This is a genomic window from Paraburkholderia bryophila (assembly GCF_003269035.1).
Classification (GTDB): Bacteria; Pseudomonadota; Gammaproteobacteria; order Burkholderiales; family Burkholderiaceae; genus Paraburkholderia; species Paraburkholderia bryophila.
Window position 1 is genome coordinate 25,547 of the sequence record NZ_QLTK01000016.1, and the last position, 16,614, is coordinate 42,160.

Genomic DNA, 16,614 nt, shown 5'->3' on the forward strand with positions numbered 1-16,614 from the left:
GGGAACCGAATCGATGAGCAAGGATAAAGACCGCGCCATTGTCGTCAAGCGCGCCGCACCGAAGAAGGCCGGCCATCACGGTGGCGCGTGGAAGCTCGCGTACGCCGACTTCATGACCGCGATGATGGCGTTCTTCCTGCTGATGTGGTTGCTGAGTTCGGCGTCCACGGTGCAGTTGAAGGGGATTGCGGATTACTTCAACCAGCCGTTGAAAGTGACGCTGTGGGGCGGCGACCGCAGCGCGGAAGACTCCAGCATTCTGAAGGGTGGCGGCCGCGATATTTCGACCGACGCGCAAGGCATTACACGCATCACGGACGGCCAGAACAGCCGTGCCCAGCGGACCGTTTCGCACAGCACCGACGACTCGATGAACCAGTCGCAGGGCGAGCTGGAACGCCGCGAGCAGGCCCGGCTGCACGATCTGCAGGTCAAGCTGATGGCCGCGATCGAAGCGAACCCGGTGCTGCGCCAGTTCAAGCAGCAGATCCGCATCGATTCGACGCTGACCGGCTTGCGCATCGAAATCGTCGACTCGCAGAAGCGGCCGATGTTCGCGACCGCCAAAGACCAGGTCGAGCCGTACATGCGCGACATTCTGCGCGAGATCGGCCACACGCTGAACGACGTGCCGAACCGCATCATCGTGCAGGGACACACCGACGCCGCACAGTACGCGGGCGGCGAGAAGGGTTACAGCAACTGGGAACTGTCCGCGGATCGCGCCAATGCGTCGCGCCGCGAGCTGATCGCCGGCGGCATGGACGAAGCGAAGGTGATGCGCGTGCTCGGTCTCGCGTCGACGCAAAACCTGAACAAGGCGGACCCGATGGATCCGGAAAACCGCCGTATCAGCATCATCGTATTGAACAGGAAGTCGGAGGAGGCGCTCGATCATGACGACTCCACCACGACCACCTTGTCGGACGACGCAGCCGGCTCCAAGCCGTTGCTGCAAAAGCTTGCGCAGCCGGTGACGGCTGCACCGAAGTTGCCGGCGGCAGCGCCGGCGGCCCAGTAACAGACAGCGGTCGTCCGGCCGTTTCACGCGCCCGTGGGCGCGGACCGCCCGGCGATCCATAGCGTAAGTGCAGCGAGGTTTTCATGATCAGGCATATCCTGGCAATCGACGATTCGGCATCGATGCGGCAGATTCTCGCCGCGACGCTGACGACGGCCGGCTATGAGGTGACGCTCGCGTCGGACGGCATCGAAGGGCTCGAAAACGCGCTCGCCATGTCGTTCGACCTCGTCTTGACCGACCAGCACATGCCGGGCAAGACCGGCCTCGATCTGATCGCCGCGCTGCGCGGCAACCCGGCCTACCAGGCGACACCCATCCTCGTCCTCACGACGGAATCGGGCGAGCCGTTCAAGGCAGCGGCACGGGCGGCGGGCGCGACCGGCTGGATCGAAAAGCCGCTCGACCCGGACATGCTGACCGAACTGGTGGCGGCGTTAGCCGAACCGGATCAGGCGTAAGCACCACCCTTAGACCAAGTTATAGAAGCTCTCGACGCGGCGGCACGGTAGCCCAAGCCTAGACAGGAACTCTCGCGGTGACCCAGGCATGACACTCGACATCACTCAGTTCTATCAGACGTTCTTCGACGAAGCGGACGAACTGCTCGCGCAGATGGAGCAGTTGCTGCTCAATCTGGACATCGCGCATCCGGACCCGGAAGACCTCGCGGCAATTTTCCGCGCGGCGCACTCCATCAAGGGCGGCGCGGCGACGTTCGGCTTTACCGCGCTGACGGAAACGACCCACATTCTCGAATCGCTGCTCGACCGCGCGCGCAATAACGAACTCGTGCTGCGCAAGGACATGATCGACACGTTCCTCGAAACCAAGGACGTGTTGTCCGGCCAGCTCGCCGACTACCGGGCAAGCGCCGAGCCGGACGCGGCGATCGCCAGGGCGATCTGCGCGAAGCTCGAACAGTTGCACGCGGAAAGCCGCGCGGGCGGTGCGCCAGCCGCGCCGGTAGCCGCACCAGTGGCAGCAGTTGTTGAAACACAGGCAGGACAAGGTGGTACCCCGCCGGAGCACGTCGTCGAACAGGCGGTGCAAGCGGCGGCGGGTGAATGGACTGACGGCGAACCGGCTCAGACCGGACAAGCCGCGGGCGCCGGCGCGGACGATAGCACCGGTCCCCATCTGAAAATTACGCTACGGGGCGTTGGGGAGAAGGACCAGGAACTGCTGGCCGAAGAGCTGGGCAACCTGGGCAACATCGTCGGGCAGGTCAAGAGCGGCGGCGACTTCACGCTGTGGCTTCAGACCGACGTGACCTCCGACGATATCATCGCCGTCTGCTGTTTCGTGATCGACGAAAGTCAGATCTCGATCGGCCGCGGCACCGCACCGGCGGACGAAACGCAGCAAGGCGAACCTGGAACGCCCGACGCTGCCGATTCGGCCCCGGCGCAAGCAGCACAGGCAGCACAAGCAGCAGAAGCGGGGCAGGCAGCGTCGTCGGCCCCGGTGGCCAACACCGCTGCGCCCGCTGCAACACATGGCCTATTCGACGCACCGGCGGCGCAACCCGCCGCAGCCAGCAGCGCACCGGCGGCCAGCGCGGCGCCGGCGGCGAGCGCGGCCGCGCCCGCTGAGCATGATCGCAAGGCGGCGGCCCGTCCGGCTGCCGCTGCGGGCGGTGCGGAAGGCAGTTCGATTCGGGTCGGCGTCGAAAAGGTCGATCAGCTGATCAACCTGGTCGGCGAACTGGTAATCACGCAAGCCATGCTCGCGGAAACCACCAGCACGTTCGATCCGGCGCTGCACGACCGGCTCTTCAACGGCATGGCGCAGCTCGAGCGCAACGCGCGCGATCTGCAGGAAGCGGTGATGTCGATCCGCATGATGCCGATGGATTACGTGTTCAGCCGCTTCCCGCGCCTGGTGCGCGATCTGGCGGCGAAACTCGGTAAGGAAGTGGAGCTCGTCACCTTCGGTCAGGCGACCGAACTCGACAAGAGCCTGATCGAGCGGATCATCGATCCGTTGACTCACCTCGTGCGCAACAGTCTCGACCACGGCATCGAAACCGTGGAAGCGCGGCGCGCGGCGGGCAAGGATTCGACCGGGCAGCTGGTGCTGTCGGCGGCTCACCATGGCGGCAACATCGTCATTGAAGTGAGCGACGACGGCGCAGGCCTGCGCCGCGACAAGATTCTCGCGAAGGCGGCCAAGCAGGGCATGCAGGTCAGCGAGACGATGAGCGACGAAGAAGTCTGGAACCTGATTTTCCTGCCGGGCTTCTCGACGGCGGAACAGGTCACGGACGTCTCCGGTCGTGGCGTCGGCATGGACGTGGTGAAGCGGAACATCCAGTCGATGGGTGGTCACGTGGAAATCACCTCGCACGCCGGCAAGGGCAGCACCACGCGCATCGTTCTGCCGCTCACGCTGGCGATTCTCGACGGCATGTCGGTCAAGGTGGGCAGCGAGATTTTCATTCTGCCGCTGAACTTCGTGATGGAGTCGCTGCAGCCGCAAGCCGAAGATATCTACACGGTCGCCAACGGCGAGCGCGTGGTGCGCGTGCGCGGCGAATACCTGCCGTTGGTCGCGTTGCACGAAGTGTTCAACGTGGACGACGCCAAGCAGGAGCCGACCCAGGGCATCGTCACCATCATGCAAACCGAAGGGCGCCGCTTTGCGATGCTGATCGACGAACTGGTGGGCCAGCAGCAGGTGGTCGTGAAGAATCTGGAAACGAATTACCGCAAGGTGCACGGCATTTCAGCGGCGACCATTCTCGGCGACGGCAGCGTCGCGCTGATCGTGGACGTGGCGGCGCTGAATCGCGAAACGCGCCACGCACACGGCGCAATGAGCCTCGCGTGATGCCGCTCACATTCGACACAACACTCATTCAACTTAACTCATCCCAACCGTTTGGGGGCTAACGTGGCAGAAGTCCAATCCATCAATTCGAGCGTCGCGAACGCGAGCGGTACGAATGGCCGCCGCGACGCGCAGCAGGCAGACGCCGGCGGTCAGGAATTCCTCGTCTTCACGCTCGGCGCCGAAGAGTACGGCATCGACATTCTCAAGGTGCAGGAAATCCGCGGCTACGACAACGTGACGCGGATCGCCAATGCGCCGGAATTCATCAAGGGCGTGATCAATCTGCGCGGCATCATCGTGCCGATCGTCGACATGCGCATCAAGTTCCATCTGGGCCGGGTCGAATACGACCACCAGACGGTGGTGATCATCCTGAACGTCGCGCATCGCGTGGTCGGGATGGTGGTGGACGGCGTGTCGGACGTGCTGACGCTCGCCACCGACCAGATCATGCCGGCGCCGGAATTCGGCGCGACGCTGACGACCGAGTACCTCACGGGACTCGGCACCGTCGACGGCCGCATGCTGATCCTGATGGACATCGAGAAGCTGATGACCAGCCGCGAAATGGCGCTGATCGAAGCACTCGGCGCCTGACGGCAGCGGCAGCAGCAAGCTTTAACGACAGATTGGGACAGGGAGCATCGAGATGCTGAGCAGGTGGTCGATTCGCACGTCGTTGACGATGGTGGGGATCCTTCTGGCGGCGCTGACCGTGGTGGTCGGCGCTCTTGGGCTAACCGCGCTGAATCGCGCGAGCCAGTCGCTCGACCGCATTGCGCGCGGCGATCTGGTGGCGATTCACGCCCTCGACGATGCTTCCGCGTATCTGTTGCGCTCGCGTCTCGCAATCGACCGGTTCAACACGCTGTCGGCCGCGGGGAATGCGGACGAAGCGAAGAAGGCGATCGACCGCGCGCAGGAACTGCTGGTCAAGGGCAATCAAAGCTGGCAGATGTATCTCGACGCGCCGAAAGCCGGCATCGACCCGGCGCTGCTCGACGACGTGCTCGCCAAGCGCACGGCGGTGATGCGCGACGGCGTCGATCCGGAGTTCGCGGCGTTGAACGCGAACGACATGAACGCGTATCACGCGATTGCCGATACGAAGATCAGCCCGATGTTCATCGCCTATGACGGCGCGGCGTCGGCGGTCATCAAGGCGTTGCAGCAAAGCGCGGTGGATCTGCAGGCCGGCGCGCAGTCGAACATCTCGCTGATGACCACGCTGATCATCGCGTTCACGCTGTTCGCGCTGGTCGTGGTGGTGGGCATCCGTTTCGCGCTGCGCGGCCTGATCGTGCAACCGCTGAAAGATGCAACCGCGTGCTTCGAGCGGATCGCGGCGGGCGATCTGTCCGAGTCGATCAATGTGTTCAGCCGTAACGAAATCGGCGTTCTGTTCGCCGGCATCAAGCGGATGCAGGACAGCATGTCGACCATGGTGAAGGCGGTCCACAGCAGCACCGAATCGATCGACACCGGCGCCCGCGAAATCGCCATGGGCAACACCGATCTGTCGCAACGCACCGAACAGCAAGCCGCTTCGCTGCAGGAAACCGCGTCGAGCATGGAGCAACTGACGGGCACCGTACGGCAGAACGCCGAGAACGCGCGCCAGGCGAGCCAACTGGCCGTCAACGCGTCGGACATCGCCACGCGCGGCGGCGACGTGGTGAGCCAGGTCGTCACGACGATGCAGGACATCGCGACCAGCTCGAACAAGGTCGTCGACATCATCGGCGTGATCGAAGGTATCGCGTTTCAAACCAATATTCTCGCGCTGAACGCGGCGGTCGAAGCCGCCCGCGCCGGCGAGCAGGGCCGCGGTTTCGCGGTGGTGGCCGGCGAAGTGCGCAGCCTCGCGCAGCGCAGCGCGAGCGCCGCGAAGGAAATCAAGGAATTGATCGGCGACTCGGTCGACAAGGTGCAAAGCGGCTCGACGCTGGTCGGCCGGGCGGGCACCACGATGGACGAGATCGTGCAGGCGGTGCGCCGCGTGACCGACATCATGGGCGAAATCAGCGCAGCGTCGGAAGAACAGTCCGGCGGCATCGAACAGGTGAATCGGGCGGTCGTGCAGATGGACGAAGTCACGCAGCAGAATGCCGCGCTGGTCGAACAGGCGGCGGCCGCGGCGGCGTCGCTCGAAGATCAGACGCGGCAGTTGCAAGCGGTGCTGACCGGCTGGAAAGTGGCCGGCGGCCCGACGCGCAGCAGCGCGGCTCCGGCGGCGCGTTCGCCAGTGGCGGCGCGTAGCGGCGGCAATGTCGGTAGCCACGGCAACAAGAGCAAGGCAGCGGCCAAGACGGCTCCGCAAGCGGGCCCGGCTCATGCCACGAATCACGCAGCGCATCACGCCACACCGGCGGTAGGCGCGGCTGCGGCAAGCAACACGGCAACACACGCAGCACCGGCGGCAACCGCGCACGAAGCAGGCGCGGCACGCGTCGAACCGGCGCTGCGGCCGAAGACGGTTCGTCCGTCCGCCGATTCCACGGCACGCTCGGGCGCGTCCAGCGCGACCGCGGCGGGCTCGGACGCGGACTGGGAAACGTTCTAGGAAATGGCACGAAGACATGCAGTCATTCGACATCTCGCGCCATGAGGAGCGAATCATCGAAGCACGCTTACACGGCGTGTCGCGGGCCGACTGCGTGTTGGAAGAACTCGCGGGCGGGCGCGACCCCGCGAACACAATCCCTTCCTCCCAGGGACACCCTCTGGGCGGCAAACGGGATGGCTCGTATTGCAGGCAGGAACTTTCATGATGGCAACGCGCGCACAGCAACGACCCGATCGGGCGGAGCCGGTTAGATCCGGTGAACAGGGACGGGATTTCGAATTCACGTCGGCGGATTTTGCTCGCATTCGCGACCTGATCCATCGCAGCGCGGGCATTTCGCTATCGGATCACAAACGCGACATGGCGTACAGCCGTCTGGCGCGCCGTCTGCGCGCCCGCGGCCTCGACACGTTCAAACAGTATCTCGATCTGCTCGAAGCGGAGAACGATCCGGCCGAGTGGGAAGCCTTCACCAATGCGCTGACCACCAACCTGACTGCGTTCTTCCGTGAGGCGCATCACTTTCCGATTCTGGCCGAGTTCGTGCCGCGCCGTGCGCAGCCGGTCTCGGTCTGGTGCTCGGCGGCGTCCACCGGCGAAGAGCCGTACTCGATCGCGATGACGCTGATCGAAGCGCTGGGCGACAGCGGCGCGCGCCAGGCGTCGGTGCTGGCCACGGACATCGACACGCAGGTGCTCGCGAAAGCCGAAGCCGGCATGTACCAGTTCGACCAGGTCAAGCACCTGTCGCCCGAGCGGCTCAAGCGCTTCTTCCTGAAGGGCACCGGCGCGCATGCCGGGATGGTCAAGGTGCGTCCGGAAGTACGCGCGCTGGTACGCTTCCAGCAACTGAACCTGACCGACCGCGATTACCAGTTGCGCTCGCAGTTCGACGCGATTTTCTGCCGCAACGTGATGATCTATTTCGACAAGCCGACCCAGGCCCAGGTGTTGGGCCGCTTCGAGCCGCTGATGAAATCGGGCGGCCTGCTGTTCGCCGGTCACTCGGAAAACTTCACCTACGTCACACAGGCATTCAAGCTGCGCGGCCAGACCGTCTACGAACTGACGCGTGACGCCACCGGCACGCGCACGCCGGCGCGTGCATCGACATCGACGTCGTCTCACACGACGAGCGGGGTGACCGTATGAGCAGCCGTCTGCCGATCGCAACCAATCTGTATTACGACAACCACTTCCAGCGCCCCGGCGTGAAGCTGTTGCCGAACGAGTTCTACACGACGCACGAAGACATGGTGCTGGTCACCGTGCTCGGCTCGTGCGTGGCGGCCTGCATTCAGGACCGCACGGCGGGCATCGGCGGCATGAACCACTTCATGCTGCCCGACGACGGCGCGGACGTCGCGCAAGCCGCGTCGGACTCGATGCGCTACGGCGCGTACGCCATGGAAGTGCTGATCAACGAACTCATCAAGGCCGGCGGCCGGCGCGAGCGCTTCGAAGCCAAGGTGTTCGGCGGCGGCGCGGTGCTGGCGGGGATGACGACGATGAACATCGGCGATCGCAATTCGGAGTTCGTGCGCCGCTATCTGGCGCTCGAGAAGATCCGGATCGTCGCGGAAGACTTGCAGGGCTCGCACCCGCGCAAGGTCGCGTTCATGCCGCGCACCGGTCAGGTGATGGTGAAGAAATTGCGTCTGCAGCAGGAAGCGGGCGTGGCCGAGCGCGAACAGGCGCTCGTGCGGCAGGGCGCCGAGGCCCGTGCCGAGCGGCTCGCCGCCGCGCGCAAGCGGGTCGAGCTGTTCTCGACGCCGGCTGCGACGCGGCCCAAGGTCGAACTGTTTTCGTCGACGGGCGCGGCACGCCCCAAGGTCGAGCTGTTCAGCTCGGGCGGCGGCGGAGCAGCGGGAACAGCCGGGTCGGCGGCAGGCAGTGCGGGCGCAGCGAAGCCGCGCATCGAACTGTTCGGCGCCAACTCGCGCCCGATTAACTCAAACAACGCCAGAACTACAGAGGAGGCGTGAGCGCTGTGCAAAAGATCAAAGTACTGTGCGTCGACGATTCGGCGCTGATCCGCAGCCTGATGACGGAAATCATCAACGGCCAGCCGGACATGACGGTCGTGGCGACCGCACCCGACCCGCTGGTCGCGCGCGATCTCATCAAGCAGCACAATCCGGACGTACTGACGCTCGACGTCGAAATGCCCCGCATGGACGGCCTCGACTTCCTCGAGAAGCTGATGCGCCTGCGGCCGATGCCGGTCGTGATGGTGTCGTCGCTGACCGAGCGCGGCAACGAAATCACGCTGCGCGCGCTGGAACTGGGCGCGGTCGACTTCGTGACCAAGCCGAAGGTCGGGATTCGCGACGGCATGCTCGACTACTCGGAAAAGCTCGCCGACAAGATTCGCGCCGCAGCCCGCGCCCGCGTGCGCCAGGCCGCGCCGGTCCAGCATGCGGCGGCTCATGCGGCGCACGCGCCGGTGGGCGCCGCGCCGCTGTTCAACAATCCGCTGCTCAGTACCGAGAAGCTGATTATCGTCGGCGCGTCGACGGGCGGCACCGAAGCGATCCGCGAAGTGCTGGTGCCGCTGCCGCCGGACGCGCCCGCCGTGCTGATCGCGCAGCATATGCCACCGGGTTTCACGAAATCTTTTGCGCAACGCCTCAATGGTTTGTGCCGGATTACCGTTAAAGAGGCAGAGCATGGCGAACGTGTACTGCCGGGGCATGCGTATATCGCACCGGGTCACGCTCACCTGTTGCTGGCCCGCAGCGGCGCGAACTATATTGCGCATCTGTCGGACGATCCGCCGGTGAACCGGCATCGACCGTCGGTGGATGTGCTGTTCCGTTCGGCCGCACAGCATGCGGGCAAGAACGCCGTCGGGGTAATTCTGACCGGCATGGGGCGCGACGGCGCCGCCGGACTGCTGGACATGAAAAAAGCGGGGGCGTATACCCTTGCGCAGGACGAAGCGAGCTGTATCGTGTTCGGCATGCCGCGCGAAGCGATTGCGCTCGGCGCGGCGGACGAGATCGCATCGCTGCCGGAAATGAGCCGGCGCGTGATGGCGCGTCTGTCGTCGATGGGCGATCGCGTTCAACGGGTATGATGCTGGCCGGGCGATTGGGGCGTTAATTTGATGCGCTGGTTTGACACGGTCAAGCGCCGCACATGGATCAAGCTAAGGGAATGAAATGGATAAGGGAATGAAGATTCTGGTAGTTGACGACTTTCCGACGATGCGCCGGATCGTTCGCAACCTCCTCAAAGAGCTCGGCTATTCGAACGTCGACGAGGCGGAAGACGGTCAGGCCGGCCTCGCGCGTCTGCGCGGAGGCACCTACGACTTCGTGATTTCCGACTGGAACATGCCGAACCTCGACGGTCTGGCCATGCTCAAGGAAATCCGCGCCGACGCGAACCTCACGCACCTGCCGGTGCTGATGGTGACGGCCGAGTCGAAGAAGGAAAACATCATCGCGGCGGCCCAGGCCGGCGCGAGCGGTTATGTCGTCAAGCCGTTCACGGCCGCGACCCTCGACGAGAAGCTGAACAAGATTCTCGAGAAGATGGCGAAAGCCGGGAGCTGATGTGACTCTGCCGACCAATGCGCAAGGCGCCGAAGCGGTGAATGAGAGCGGCGACTTCGCGTCCGACCGCATCCTCGCCCGCATTGGAGCACTGACCCGCACGCTGCGCGATTCGATGCGCGAGCTCGGGCTCGACAAGCACGTCGAGCGTGCGGCCGAAGCGGTGCCGGATGCGCGCGACCGCCTCAAGTACATCGCGACCATGACCGAACAGGCCGCCGAACGCGTACTGTCGTCGATCGAAGTCGCCAAGCCGATCCAGGAGCAACTGCAAAAGGACGCCGGCGTGCTCGACGCGCGTTGGGAGCAGTGGTACGCGGCGCCGATCGAGCGCGAGGAAGTGCGCGCGCTGATGAACGACACGCGCACTTTCCTGCGCGGCGTGCCCGAGGCGACCACGGCGACCAACTCGCAGCTCATGGAGATCATGCTCGCGCAAGACTTCCAGGATCTGACCGGCCAGGTCATCAAGAAGATCACCGATGTGGTGTACCTGATCGAGCAGCAGTTGCTCGGCGTGCTGGTCGAGAACATCGCGCTCGAACGGCGCGAACAGTTCGCGGCGAACGCGGCGGCACTGGCCGCAGCCGAAGTGTCGCCGACCGGCAGCCCGGAACATCTGCTGAATGGTCCGCAGATCAATCCGGAAGGCAAGACGGACGTGATGCAGGACCAGTCGCAAGTCGACGACCTGCTGGCAAGCCTCGGCTTCTAAGCCGGCGGCGCGAGCGGCGGCCCGCCTGCCGGGCCGCCCGGAACGTCTGGGCGAATCAGTCCGCATGGCAAGCCACGCGCCCGCGTGTGCTTGCTGTCTACCGACACAAAGCACAGGCATACTACGAGCTCAAGCAGCGGCACGGCTGGCCGGTGACGACAGTCTCCGGGCGGTGGCAAGGTGAGGAAAACCCCTCCCGTTTGCCACGCCGGCGGTGCCGTATGATCTGCATACACGTCGACGGTCGCACCTTGTGCGAACCGCGCGCAGCTCGGGAGGAGCCTCGTCATGTGGAGTCGTGTACGCCGCGCCAGGATTGTTACGGCGCTAGTCTTGCCCAGTTCGTTATTCGCCGTGCCGTCCGCCCATGCGGGATTGGGCGGCGCCCCGATGACCCCGCCCGCGGATGCATCGGTTTCCTCCCGTACCATTCAGCCGGCCGCGAGCGCCGCGTTGAGCGTGATGCGCTCCGCATCCGGCGCGGCTTCCTCCAGTTCCGCTTCCGCGCCGTACACCGTGCGCGAGACCACGCTCGGCAACGGCACGGTGGTGCGCGAATATCTGGCCGCCGACGGCTCCGTGTTCGGCATTGCGTGGCGCGGTCCGCAAATGCCCGATCTCAACGAGATGCTCGGCAGTTATTTCCCGCAGTACGTGGCCGGCGTGAAGGCCGTGAAGGCTGGGCGCGGCGGTGGCCGCGGACCCGTCGCGGTCGATCAGAGCGGCCTCGTAGTGCATTCCGGTGGCCATATGGGCGCCTTCAACGGTCAGGCGTGGCTGCCGCCCGCGTTGCCCGCCGGCGTCAGCGGTTCCGACATCCAGTAAGCGCGAGGACGACGATGCGAACCCTACGTATTGCAAGCAAGGCTGTGAAGCTCAAGAGCTGGATGCAGGCCGTCGCGGCCGTGATGCTGGTGTCCACGCTGGTCGCGTGCGGCGGCGGCGGGGGTGGCGACAGCAACAGCAGCGGCAACAATTCCTCGTTCTCGCTGAACGGCGGCTCGCTGCCGGCCAGCCCGACGCAGCAGCCGATTGCCGCGAATGCCGCGAACACCGCGACGATCACGGTGGGCGCCGGCGTGAACGGCGTCGTGAATATTCCAACGGTCAGCGTGACGATTTGCGCGCCGGGCTCCACGACCAACTGTCAGACCATCAATAACGTCCAGGTCGATACCGCTTCGTTCGGCTTGCGTCTGGTCAATACGGCGATCAACCAGTCGGTGCTCGGGGCCCTGCCGGTCAGCACGGTGAGCGGCAATCAGCTCGCCGAGTGCGCGACCTTCGCCGACGGCTACACGTGGGGCACCGTGCGCACCGCGAGCGTGTCGATTGGCGGTGAGACGACCACGGCGGCCATTCCGCTGCAGATCATCGGCGACCTGGCCGCCAGCACCGTGCCGTCGCGCGGTTGCAGCGGCTCGGCGGAAAATACCGTCGCCGATCTCGGCGCCAACGGCATTCTCGGCATCGGCACCGCGCCGAACGATTGCGGCGCGACGTGTGCAAATGCAGTGACGGCGGCGAACTACAGCAATTACTTCGCGTGCCCGGGCGGTGCGTCCTGTGCCCGTACCGCCGTGCCGCTCACGCAACAAGTGGCCAATCCGGTAGCGAACTTCCCGGTCGACAAGAACGGCGTGATCGTGCAACTGCCGGCCGTGTCGAATTTCGGCGCGGCGTCGGCCACCGGCACGCTGGTGTTCGGCATCGGCACGCAGTCGAACAATACGCTGGCGGCCGCGCAGTCCTTCACCACGGACGCTTACGGCGATCTGAACAACAGCGTCTTTAACGGCACGACGGTGCAGGCCTTCCTGGATTCGGGCTCGAACGCTTACTTCTTCTCGGATAGTTCGCTCGCGCTGTGCGGCAGTAACTTCCAGGGCTTTTACTGCCCGTCGTCCGCGCAAACCCGCTCGGTCACGCTGGGCGGCGTGAATAGCGCGCGAGCGACCGCCAGCATCGGCATCCTGAGTGCGTCGATGCTGTTCGGCAACAGCACCAGTTACGCGTTCAACGACCTCGCCGGGCAGATCAGCGGCAGCAGCGCGTTCGACCTCGGTCTGCCGTTCTTCTTTGGCCGCTACGTGTATTACGGCCTCGATCAGACCGCGAGCGGTGGCCAGCAGCCGTTCGTGGCCTTCTGACGGAAGCCTCTGACAGCCTGACTCGCCGGCTGCCCGGATAACCCCGGGCAGCCGGTCGCGAGCCGCGCGGCTTGGCCCCGCCGCGCGCCGCTCCATCTCTCGAAATACCCCCCTTTCTCCGCCCTTATCCGCCGATCGGCGCTTGCGTCGAGCGGGAATAATCGCTCTCACTGGAAAGAGGCGCCGTGCCTCGGCCGACTGGAGAGCGTTTGTGGCAGAGGATAGCGACCTCGAAAAAACCGAATCAGCCACGCCCCGGCGCCTGCAGAAGGCGCGCGAGGAAGGGCAGATCGTGCGTTCGCGGGAGCTGTCGACGTTCGCGCTGCTGGCGGCCGGATTCTTCGGCGTGTGGGGCATGTCCAGCAGCATCGGCGAGCATTTGCAAGGCATGCTGCGCACGGCTTTCACGTTCAATCACGCCACCGTGTTCGAAACGCGCCGGATGATGAGCGGCGCCGGCGTGGCCGGCCGCGAAGGGCTCTACGCGCTGTTGCCGGTGCTGGCTTTCACCGGCGCGGCGGCGTTGCTTGCGCCGATGGCGCTGGGCGGCTGGCAGTTGTCCGCCAAGGGACTCGAGCCCAAGTTCAACCGGCTCAATCCGATCGAAGGGCTCGGCAAGATTTTTTCGATCAATGGCCCGGTCCAGCTCGGCATGTCGCTCGCCAAGACGCTGGTGGTGGGCATTATCGGCGGTACGGCGATCTGGAATCGCCGCGAAGAGATCCTTGCGCTGGCGACCCAGCCGTTGCAGCTCGCGCTGGCCAACTCCGCGCATCTGATCGCCGTGTGCTGCGGCATGACGGTGGCCGGCATGTTCGTGGTCGCCGCCATGGATGTGCCGTATCAACTGTGGCAGTTCCACAAGAAACTGCGCATGACGAAGGAAGAAGTGAAGCGCGAGCACCGCGAAAGCGAAGGCGATCCGCATGTGAAAGGCCGGATTCGTCAGCAGCAGCGCGCGATTGCCCGCCGCCGCATGATGACCAACGTGCCGAAGGCCGACGTGGTGGTGACCAACCCGACGCACTTCGCGGTCGCGCTGCAATACACGGACGGCGAGATGCGCGCGCCGAAGGTGGTCGCCAAGGGCGTGAACCTGGTGGCCGCGCGGATTCGCGAGATCGCCGCCGAAAACAACGTGCCGCTGCTGGAAGCGCCGCCGCTCGCGCGGGCGCTGTATCACAACGTCGAGCTGAACCGCGAAATTCCGGGCCCGTTGTATGGCGCGGTCGCCGAAGTGCTCGCGTGGGTGTATCAACTGCGGCGATTCAATACCGAAGGCGGCACCGTGCCGGTCGCCCCGACCGACTTCGATGTGCCGCCGGAACTCGACAAGGGCGCTGTGGCGGACGACGAAGCCGACCAGGAAGCCGCCGACGTACTCAACCCAGTCAACCCCGCTAACGACGCTTCAGGACCCTCCGCATGAACACTCGCGCCGGTTTCCTCGCCCGACGGCCGGATGCCTTGAGCAGCACCAATTTGCGCGCCCTCGCCGGGCCGGTGCTGATCGTCATGATCCTCGGCATGATGATTCTGCCGTTGCCGCCGTTCCTGCTGGATCTGCTGTTTACCTTCAACATCGCGCTTTCCGTGATGGTGCTGCTGGTCAGCATGTACACGATGAAGCCGCTCGACTTTGCCGCGTTCCCGAGCGTGCTGCTGTTCTCGACCTTGCTGCGGTTGTCGCTGAACGTCGCGTCGACCCGGGTCGTGCTGCTCGAAGGCCACACCGGTCCCGACGCGGCCGGTCAGGTGATCGAGTCGTTCGGCCACTTTCTCGTGGGCGGCAACTTCGCGGTCGGTATCGTCGTCTTCGTGATCCTGATGGTGATCAACTTCATGGTGATCACCAAGGGCGCGGGGCGGATCGCGGAAGTATCCGCGCGCTTCACGCTCGACGCGATGCCGGGCAAGCAGATGGCGATCGACGCCGATCTGAACGCCGGTCTGATCAACGAAGACCAGGCCCGCAAGCGGCGCCTCGAAGTCTCGCAGGAAGCCGAGTTCTACGGCTCGATGGACGGTGCGAGCAAGTTCGTGCGCGGCGATGCGATCGCCGGTTTGCTGATCATGGTGATCAACATCTTCGGCGGCCTGATCGTCGGGATGGTGCAGCATGGCATGGACTTCGCCTCGGCCGGCAAGACCTACACGCTGCTGACGATCGGTGACGGCCTGGTCGCGCAGATCCCGTCGCTGGTGATTTCGACCGCGGCCGGTGTGATCGTGTCGCGCGTGGCCACCAACGAAGACATCGGCACCCAGCTCACCGGGCAGTTGTTCACGAATCCGCGCGTGCTGGTGATCACCGGCTGCATTCTCGTGCTGATGGGCCTGATTCCGGGCATGCCGCACTTCGCGTTTCTGGTGCTCGGCGGCGGCCTGATCCAGCTCGGCCGCACGATGAAGAAGAAGGCCGACGAGCGCAAGAACACCAACGCGCTGGTCGACGTCGCGCCCGCCGCGATGACGCCGGTCGAGAACACCGAAGCGAGCTGGGACGATGTGACGATGATCGACACGCTCGGTCTCGAAGTCGGCTACCGGTTGATTCCGCTGGTCGACAAGAACTCCGACGGCGAACTCCTCAAGCGGATCAAGAGCATCCGCAAGAAGTTCGCGCAGGAAATCGGCTTTCTGCCGCCGGTCATTCATATTCGCGACAACCTCGAACTGCGGCCGAACGGTTACCGCATTGCGCTGAAGGGCGTCGAAGTGGGCGTCGGCGAAGCGTATCCGGGGCAATGGCTGGCCATCAATCCAGGTCAGGTTTCCGCCGCGCTGCCGGGCACACCGACGCAGGATCCCGCGTTCGGTTTGCCGGCTATCTGGATCGATACGAATCTGCGTGAACAGGCCCAGGTGTACGGCTACACGGTGGTCGATTCGAGCACCGTGGTGGCGACGCACCTGAATCACCTGGTGGTCACGCATGCGTCGGAACTGCTCGGCCGCCGCGAAGTGCAGTCGCTGCTCGAACGGATGCAGAAGGACACGCCGTCGCTGGTCGACGACCTGGTGCCGAAGTCGCTGCCGCTCACCACGCTGCAAAAGGTGCTGCAGAACCTGCTGGAAGAAGGCGTGCCGATCCGCGACATGCGCACGATTCTCGAAGCGCTGTCCGAGCACGCGCCGAAGGTGACCGACGCGCATGATCTCACCGCGGCCGTGCGGCTTGCGCTGGGTCGCGCGATTACGCAGCAGTGGTTCCCCGGCACCGGCGACATGCAGGTGATGGGCCTCGATTCGAATCTCGAACGGGTGCTGTCGCAGGCGCTGTCCACCGGCTCCAACCCGGGGCTGGAACCGGGGCTGGCGCATACGCTGCTGAACGAAACCCAGAAAGCGATGACGCGTCAGCAGAACCTCGGGCTCGCGCCCGTACTGTTGGTGCAGCACGCCTTACGGCCGATGCTCGCGCGCTTTCTGCGGCGCAGCCTGCCGCAACTGAAGGTGCTGTCTTACGCGGAAGTCCCCGATACGCGCAATATCAAGGTGGTGAATCTGATCGGGGCGCATTGAGCGCCGCCCTCGACCGGGTATCGAATCCCGCGTTGAACCGGGACACCGCTCCGGTTTATCTCGCAGACTGTATTTCAACCGGCGCTCTTCGAGCGCCGGTTTTTATTTGTGCGCCTGACTTTTCGCGCCGCACGCCGGCGGTGTCGTTCAGGATGGCCTCGCTGACGCCCCGTCGCGCGGCCCTGAAAGGCACGTTTAAAACCGCTGTGCGCGGGACTTGCAGCACGTTTCCATCGTCCGAA

Annotated in this window: 14 protein-coding genes; all 14 read left to right on the forward strand. The window is 64.8% G+C overall.

What is annotated here, in order from left to right:
- Positions 1-13: 13 nt before the first annotated feature.
- The 14 genes from motB (at position 14) to flhA (ending at position 16,372) form a co-directional block, all read left to right on the forward strand.
- A complete protein-coding gene (motB, locus tag BX591_RS21710) occupies positions 14-1,021 on the forward strand; it encodes a flagellar motor protein MotB (protein WP_111933371.1) in 1,008 nt (335 codons plus the stop codon).
- Between the two features lie 83 nt (positions 1,022-1,104).
- Positions 1,105-1,482: a response regulator gene (locus BX591_RS21715; RefSeq protein WP_035554450.1), complete on the forward strand. Its 378-nt coding sequence runs from the start codon at positions 1,105-1,107 to the stop codon at positions 1,480-1,482.
- Between the two features lie 88 nt (positions 1,483-1,570).
- Positions 1,571-3,853, forward strand: coding sequence for a chemotaxis protein CheA (cheA, locus tag BX591_RS21720; protein WP_111933372.1), 2,283 nt, complete (start codon positions 1,571-1,573; stop codon positions 3,851-3,853).
- Between the two features lie 63 nt (positions 3,854-3,916).
- Positions 3,917-4,453, forward strand: a complete 537-nt coding sequence (locus BX591_RS21725) for a chemotaxis protein CheW (protein WP_035562576.1) — start codon at positions 3,917-3,919, stop codon at positions 4,451-4,453.
- A 52-nt stretch (positions 4,454-4,505) separates the two neighbouring features.
- Complete coding sequence (locus tag BX591_RS21730; protein WP_111933373.1) at positions 4,506-6,419, forward strand: methyl-accepting chemotaxis protein; 1,914 nt, start codon at positions 4,506-4,508, stop codon at positions 6,417-6,419.
- A 204-nt stretch (positions 6,420-6,623) separates the two neighbouring features.
- A complete protein-coding gene (locus BX591_RS21740) occupies positions 6,624-7,574 on the forward strand; it encodes a CheR family methyltransferase (RefSeq protein ID WP_111933375.1) in 951 nt (316 codons plus the stop codon).
- Positions 7,571-8,407 carry a chemoreceptor glutamine deamidase CheD gene (cheD, locus tag BX591_RS21745; RefSeq protein WP_111933376.1) on the forward strand — a complete coding sequence of 279 codons (837 nt, stop codon included), beginning with the start codon at positions 7,571-7,573 and terminating at the stop codon, positions 8,405-8,407. Before BX591_RS21740 ends, cheD begins: the two co-directional genes overlap by 4 nt.
- A gap of 5 nt (positions 8,408-8,412) precedes the next feature.
- On the forward strand, positions 8,413-9,501 hold the full coding sequence (locus tag BX591_RS21750) for a protein-glutamate methylesterase/protein-glutamine glutaminase (protein WP_035562579.1): 1,089 nt from the start codon (positions 8,413-8,415) through the stop codon (positions 9,499-9,501).
- A gap of 85 nt (positions 9,502-9,586) precedes the next feature.
- Positions 9,587-9,982 carry a chemotaxis response regulator CheY gene (cheY, locus tag BX591_RS21755; protein ID WP_007179968.1) on the forward strand — a complete coding sequence of 132 codons (396 nt, stop codon included), beginning with the start codon at positions 9,587-9,589 and terminating at the stop codon, positions 9,980-9,982.
- A gap of 1 nt (position 9,983) precedes the next feature.
- Positions 9,984-10,697, forward strand: coding sequence for a protein phosphatase CheZ (cheZ, locus tag BX591_RS21760; protein WP_111933377.1), 714 nt, complete (start codon positions 9,984-9,986; stop codon positions 10,695-10,697).
- Positions 10,698-10,985: 288 nt separating this feature from the next.
- On the forward strand, positions 10,986-11,522 hold the full coding sequence (locus tag BX591_RS21765; protein ID WP_111933378.1) for a DUF2844 domain-containing protein: 537 nt from the start codon (positions 10,986-10,988) through the stop codon (positions 11,520-11,522).
- Between the two features lie 14 nt (positions 11,523-11,536).
- Positions 11,537-12,847, forward strand: coding sequence for a DUF3443 domain-containing protein (locus BX591_RS21770; RefSeq protein WP_111933379.1), 1,311 nt, complete (start codon positions 11,537-11,539; stop codon positions 12,845-12,847).
- Positions 12,848-13,058: 211 nt separating this feature from the next.
- Entirely contained in the window at positions 13,059-14,276 is a 1,218-nt protein-coding gene (flhB, locus tag BX591_RS21775) for a flagellar biosynthesis protein FlhB (protein WP_111933380.1), read from the forward strand.
- Positions 14,273-16,372 carry a flagellar biosynthesis protein FlhA gene (gene flhA, locus BX591_RS21780; RefSeq protein ID WP_111933381.1) on the forward strand — a complete coding sequence of 700 codons (2,100 nt, stop codon included), beginning with the start codon at positions 14,273-14,275 and terminating at the stop codon, positions 16,370-16,372. Before flhB ends, flhA begins: the two co-directional genes overlap by 4 nt.
- The last annotated feature ends 242 nt before the right edge of the window (positions 16,373-16,614 follow it).

What these genes read in the sequence shown, in the direction of transcription:
- motB (WP_111933371.1), top strand. Translation starts at nt 14, where the DNA reads ATGAGCAAGGATAAAGACCGCGCCATTGTCGTCAAGCGCGCCGCACCG.
- BX591_RS21715 (WP_035554450.1), top strand. Translation starts at nt 1,105, where the DNA reads ATGATCAGGCATATCCTGGCAATCGACGATTCGGCATCGATGCGGCAG.
- cheA (WP_111933372.1), top strand. Translation starts at nt 1,571, where the DNA reads ATGACACTCGACATCACTCAGTTCTATCAGACGTTCTTCGACGAAGCG.
- BX591_RS21730 (WP_111933373.1), top strand. Translation starts at nt 4,506, where the DNA reads ATGCTGAGCAGGTGGTCGATTCGCACGTCGTTGACGATGGTGGGGATC.
- BX591_RS21740 (WP_111933375.1), top strand. Translation starts at nt 6,624, where the DNA reads ATGATGGCAACGCGCGCACAGCAACGACCCGATCGGGCGGAGCCGGTT.
- cheD (WP_111933376.1), top strand. Translation starts at nt 7,571, where the DNA reads ATGAGCAGCCGTCTGCCGATCGCAACCAATCTGTATTACGACAACCAC.
- cheY (WP_007179968.1), top strand. Translation starts at nt 9,587, where the DNA reads ATGGATAAGGGAATGAAGATTCTGGTAGTTGACGACTTTCCGACGATG.
- BX591_RS21765 (WP_111933378.1), top strand. Translation starts at nt 10,986, where the DNA reads ATGTGGAGTCGTGTACGCCGCGCCAGGATTGTTACGGCGCTAGTCTTG.
- BX591_RS21770 (WP_111933379.1), top strand. Translation starts at nt 11,537, where the DNA reads ATGCGAACCCTACGTATTGCAAGCAAGGCTGTGAAGCTCAAGAGCTGG.
- flhA (WP_111933381.1), top strand. Translation starts at nt 14,273, where the DNA reads ATGAACACTCGCGCCGGTTTCCTCGCCCGACGGCCGGATGCCTTGAGC.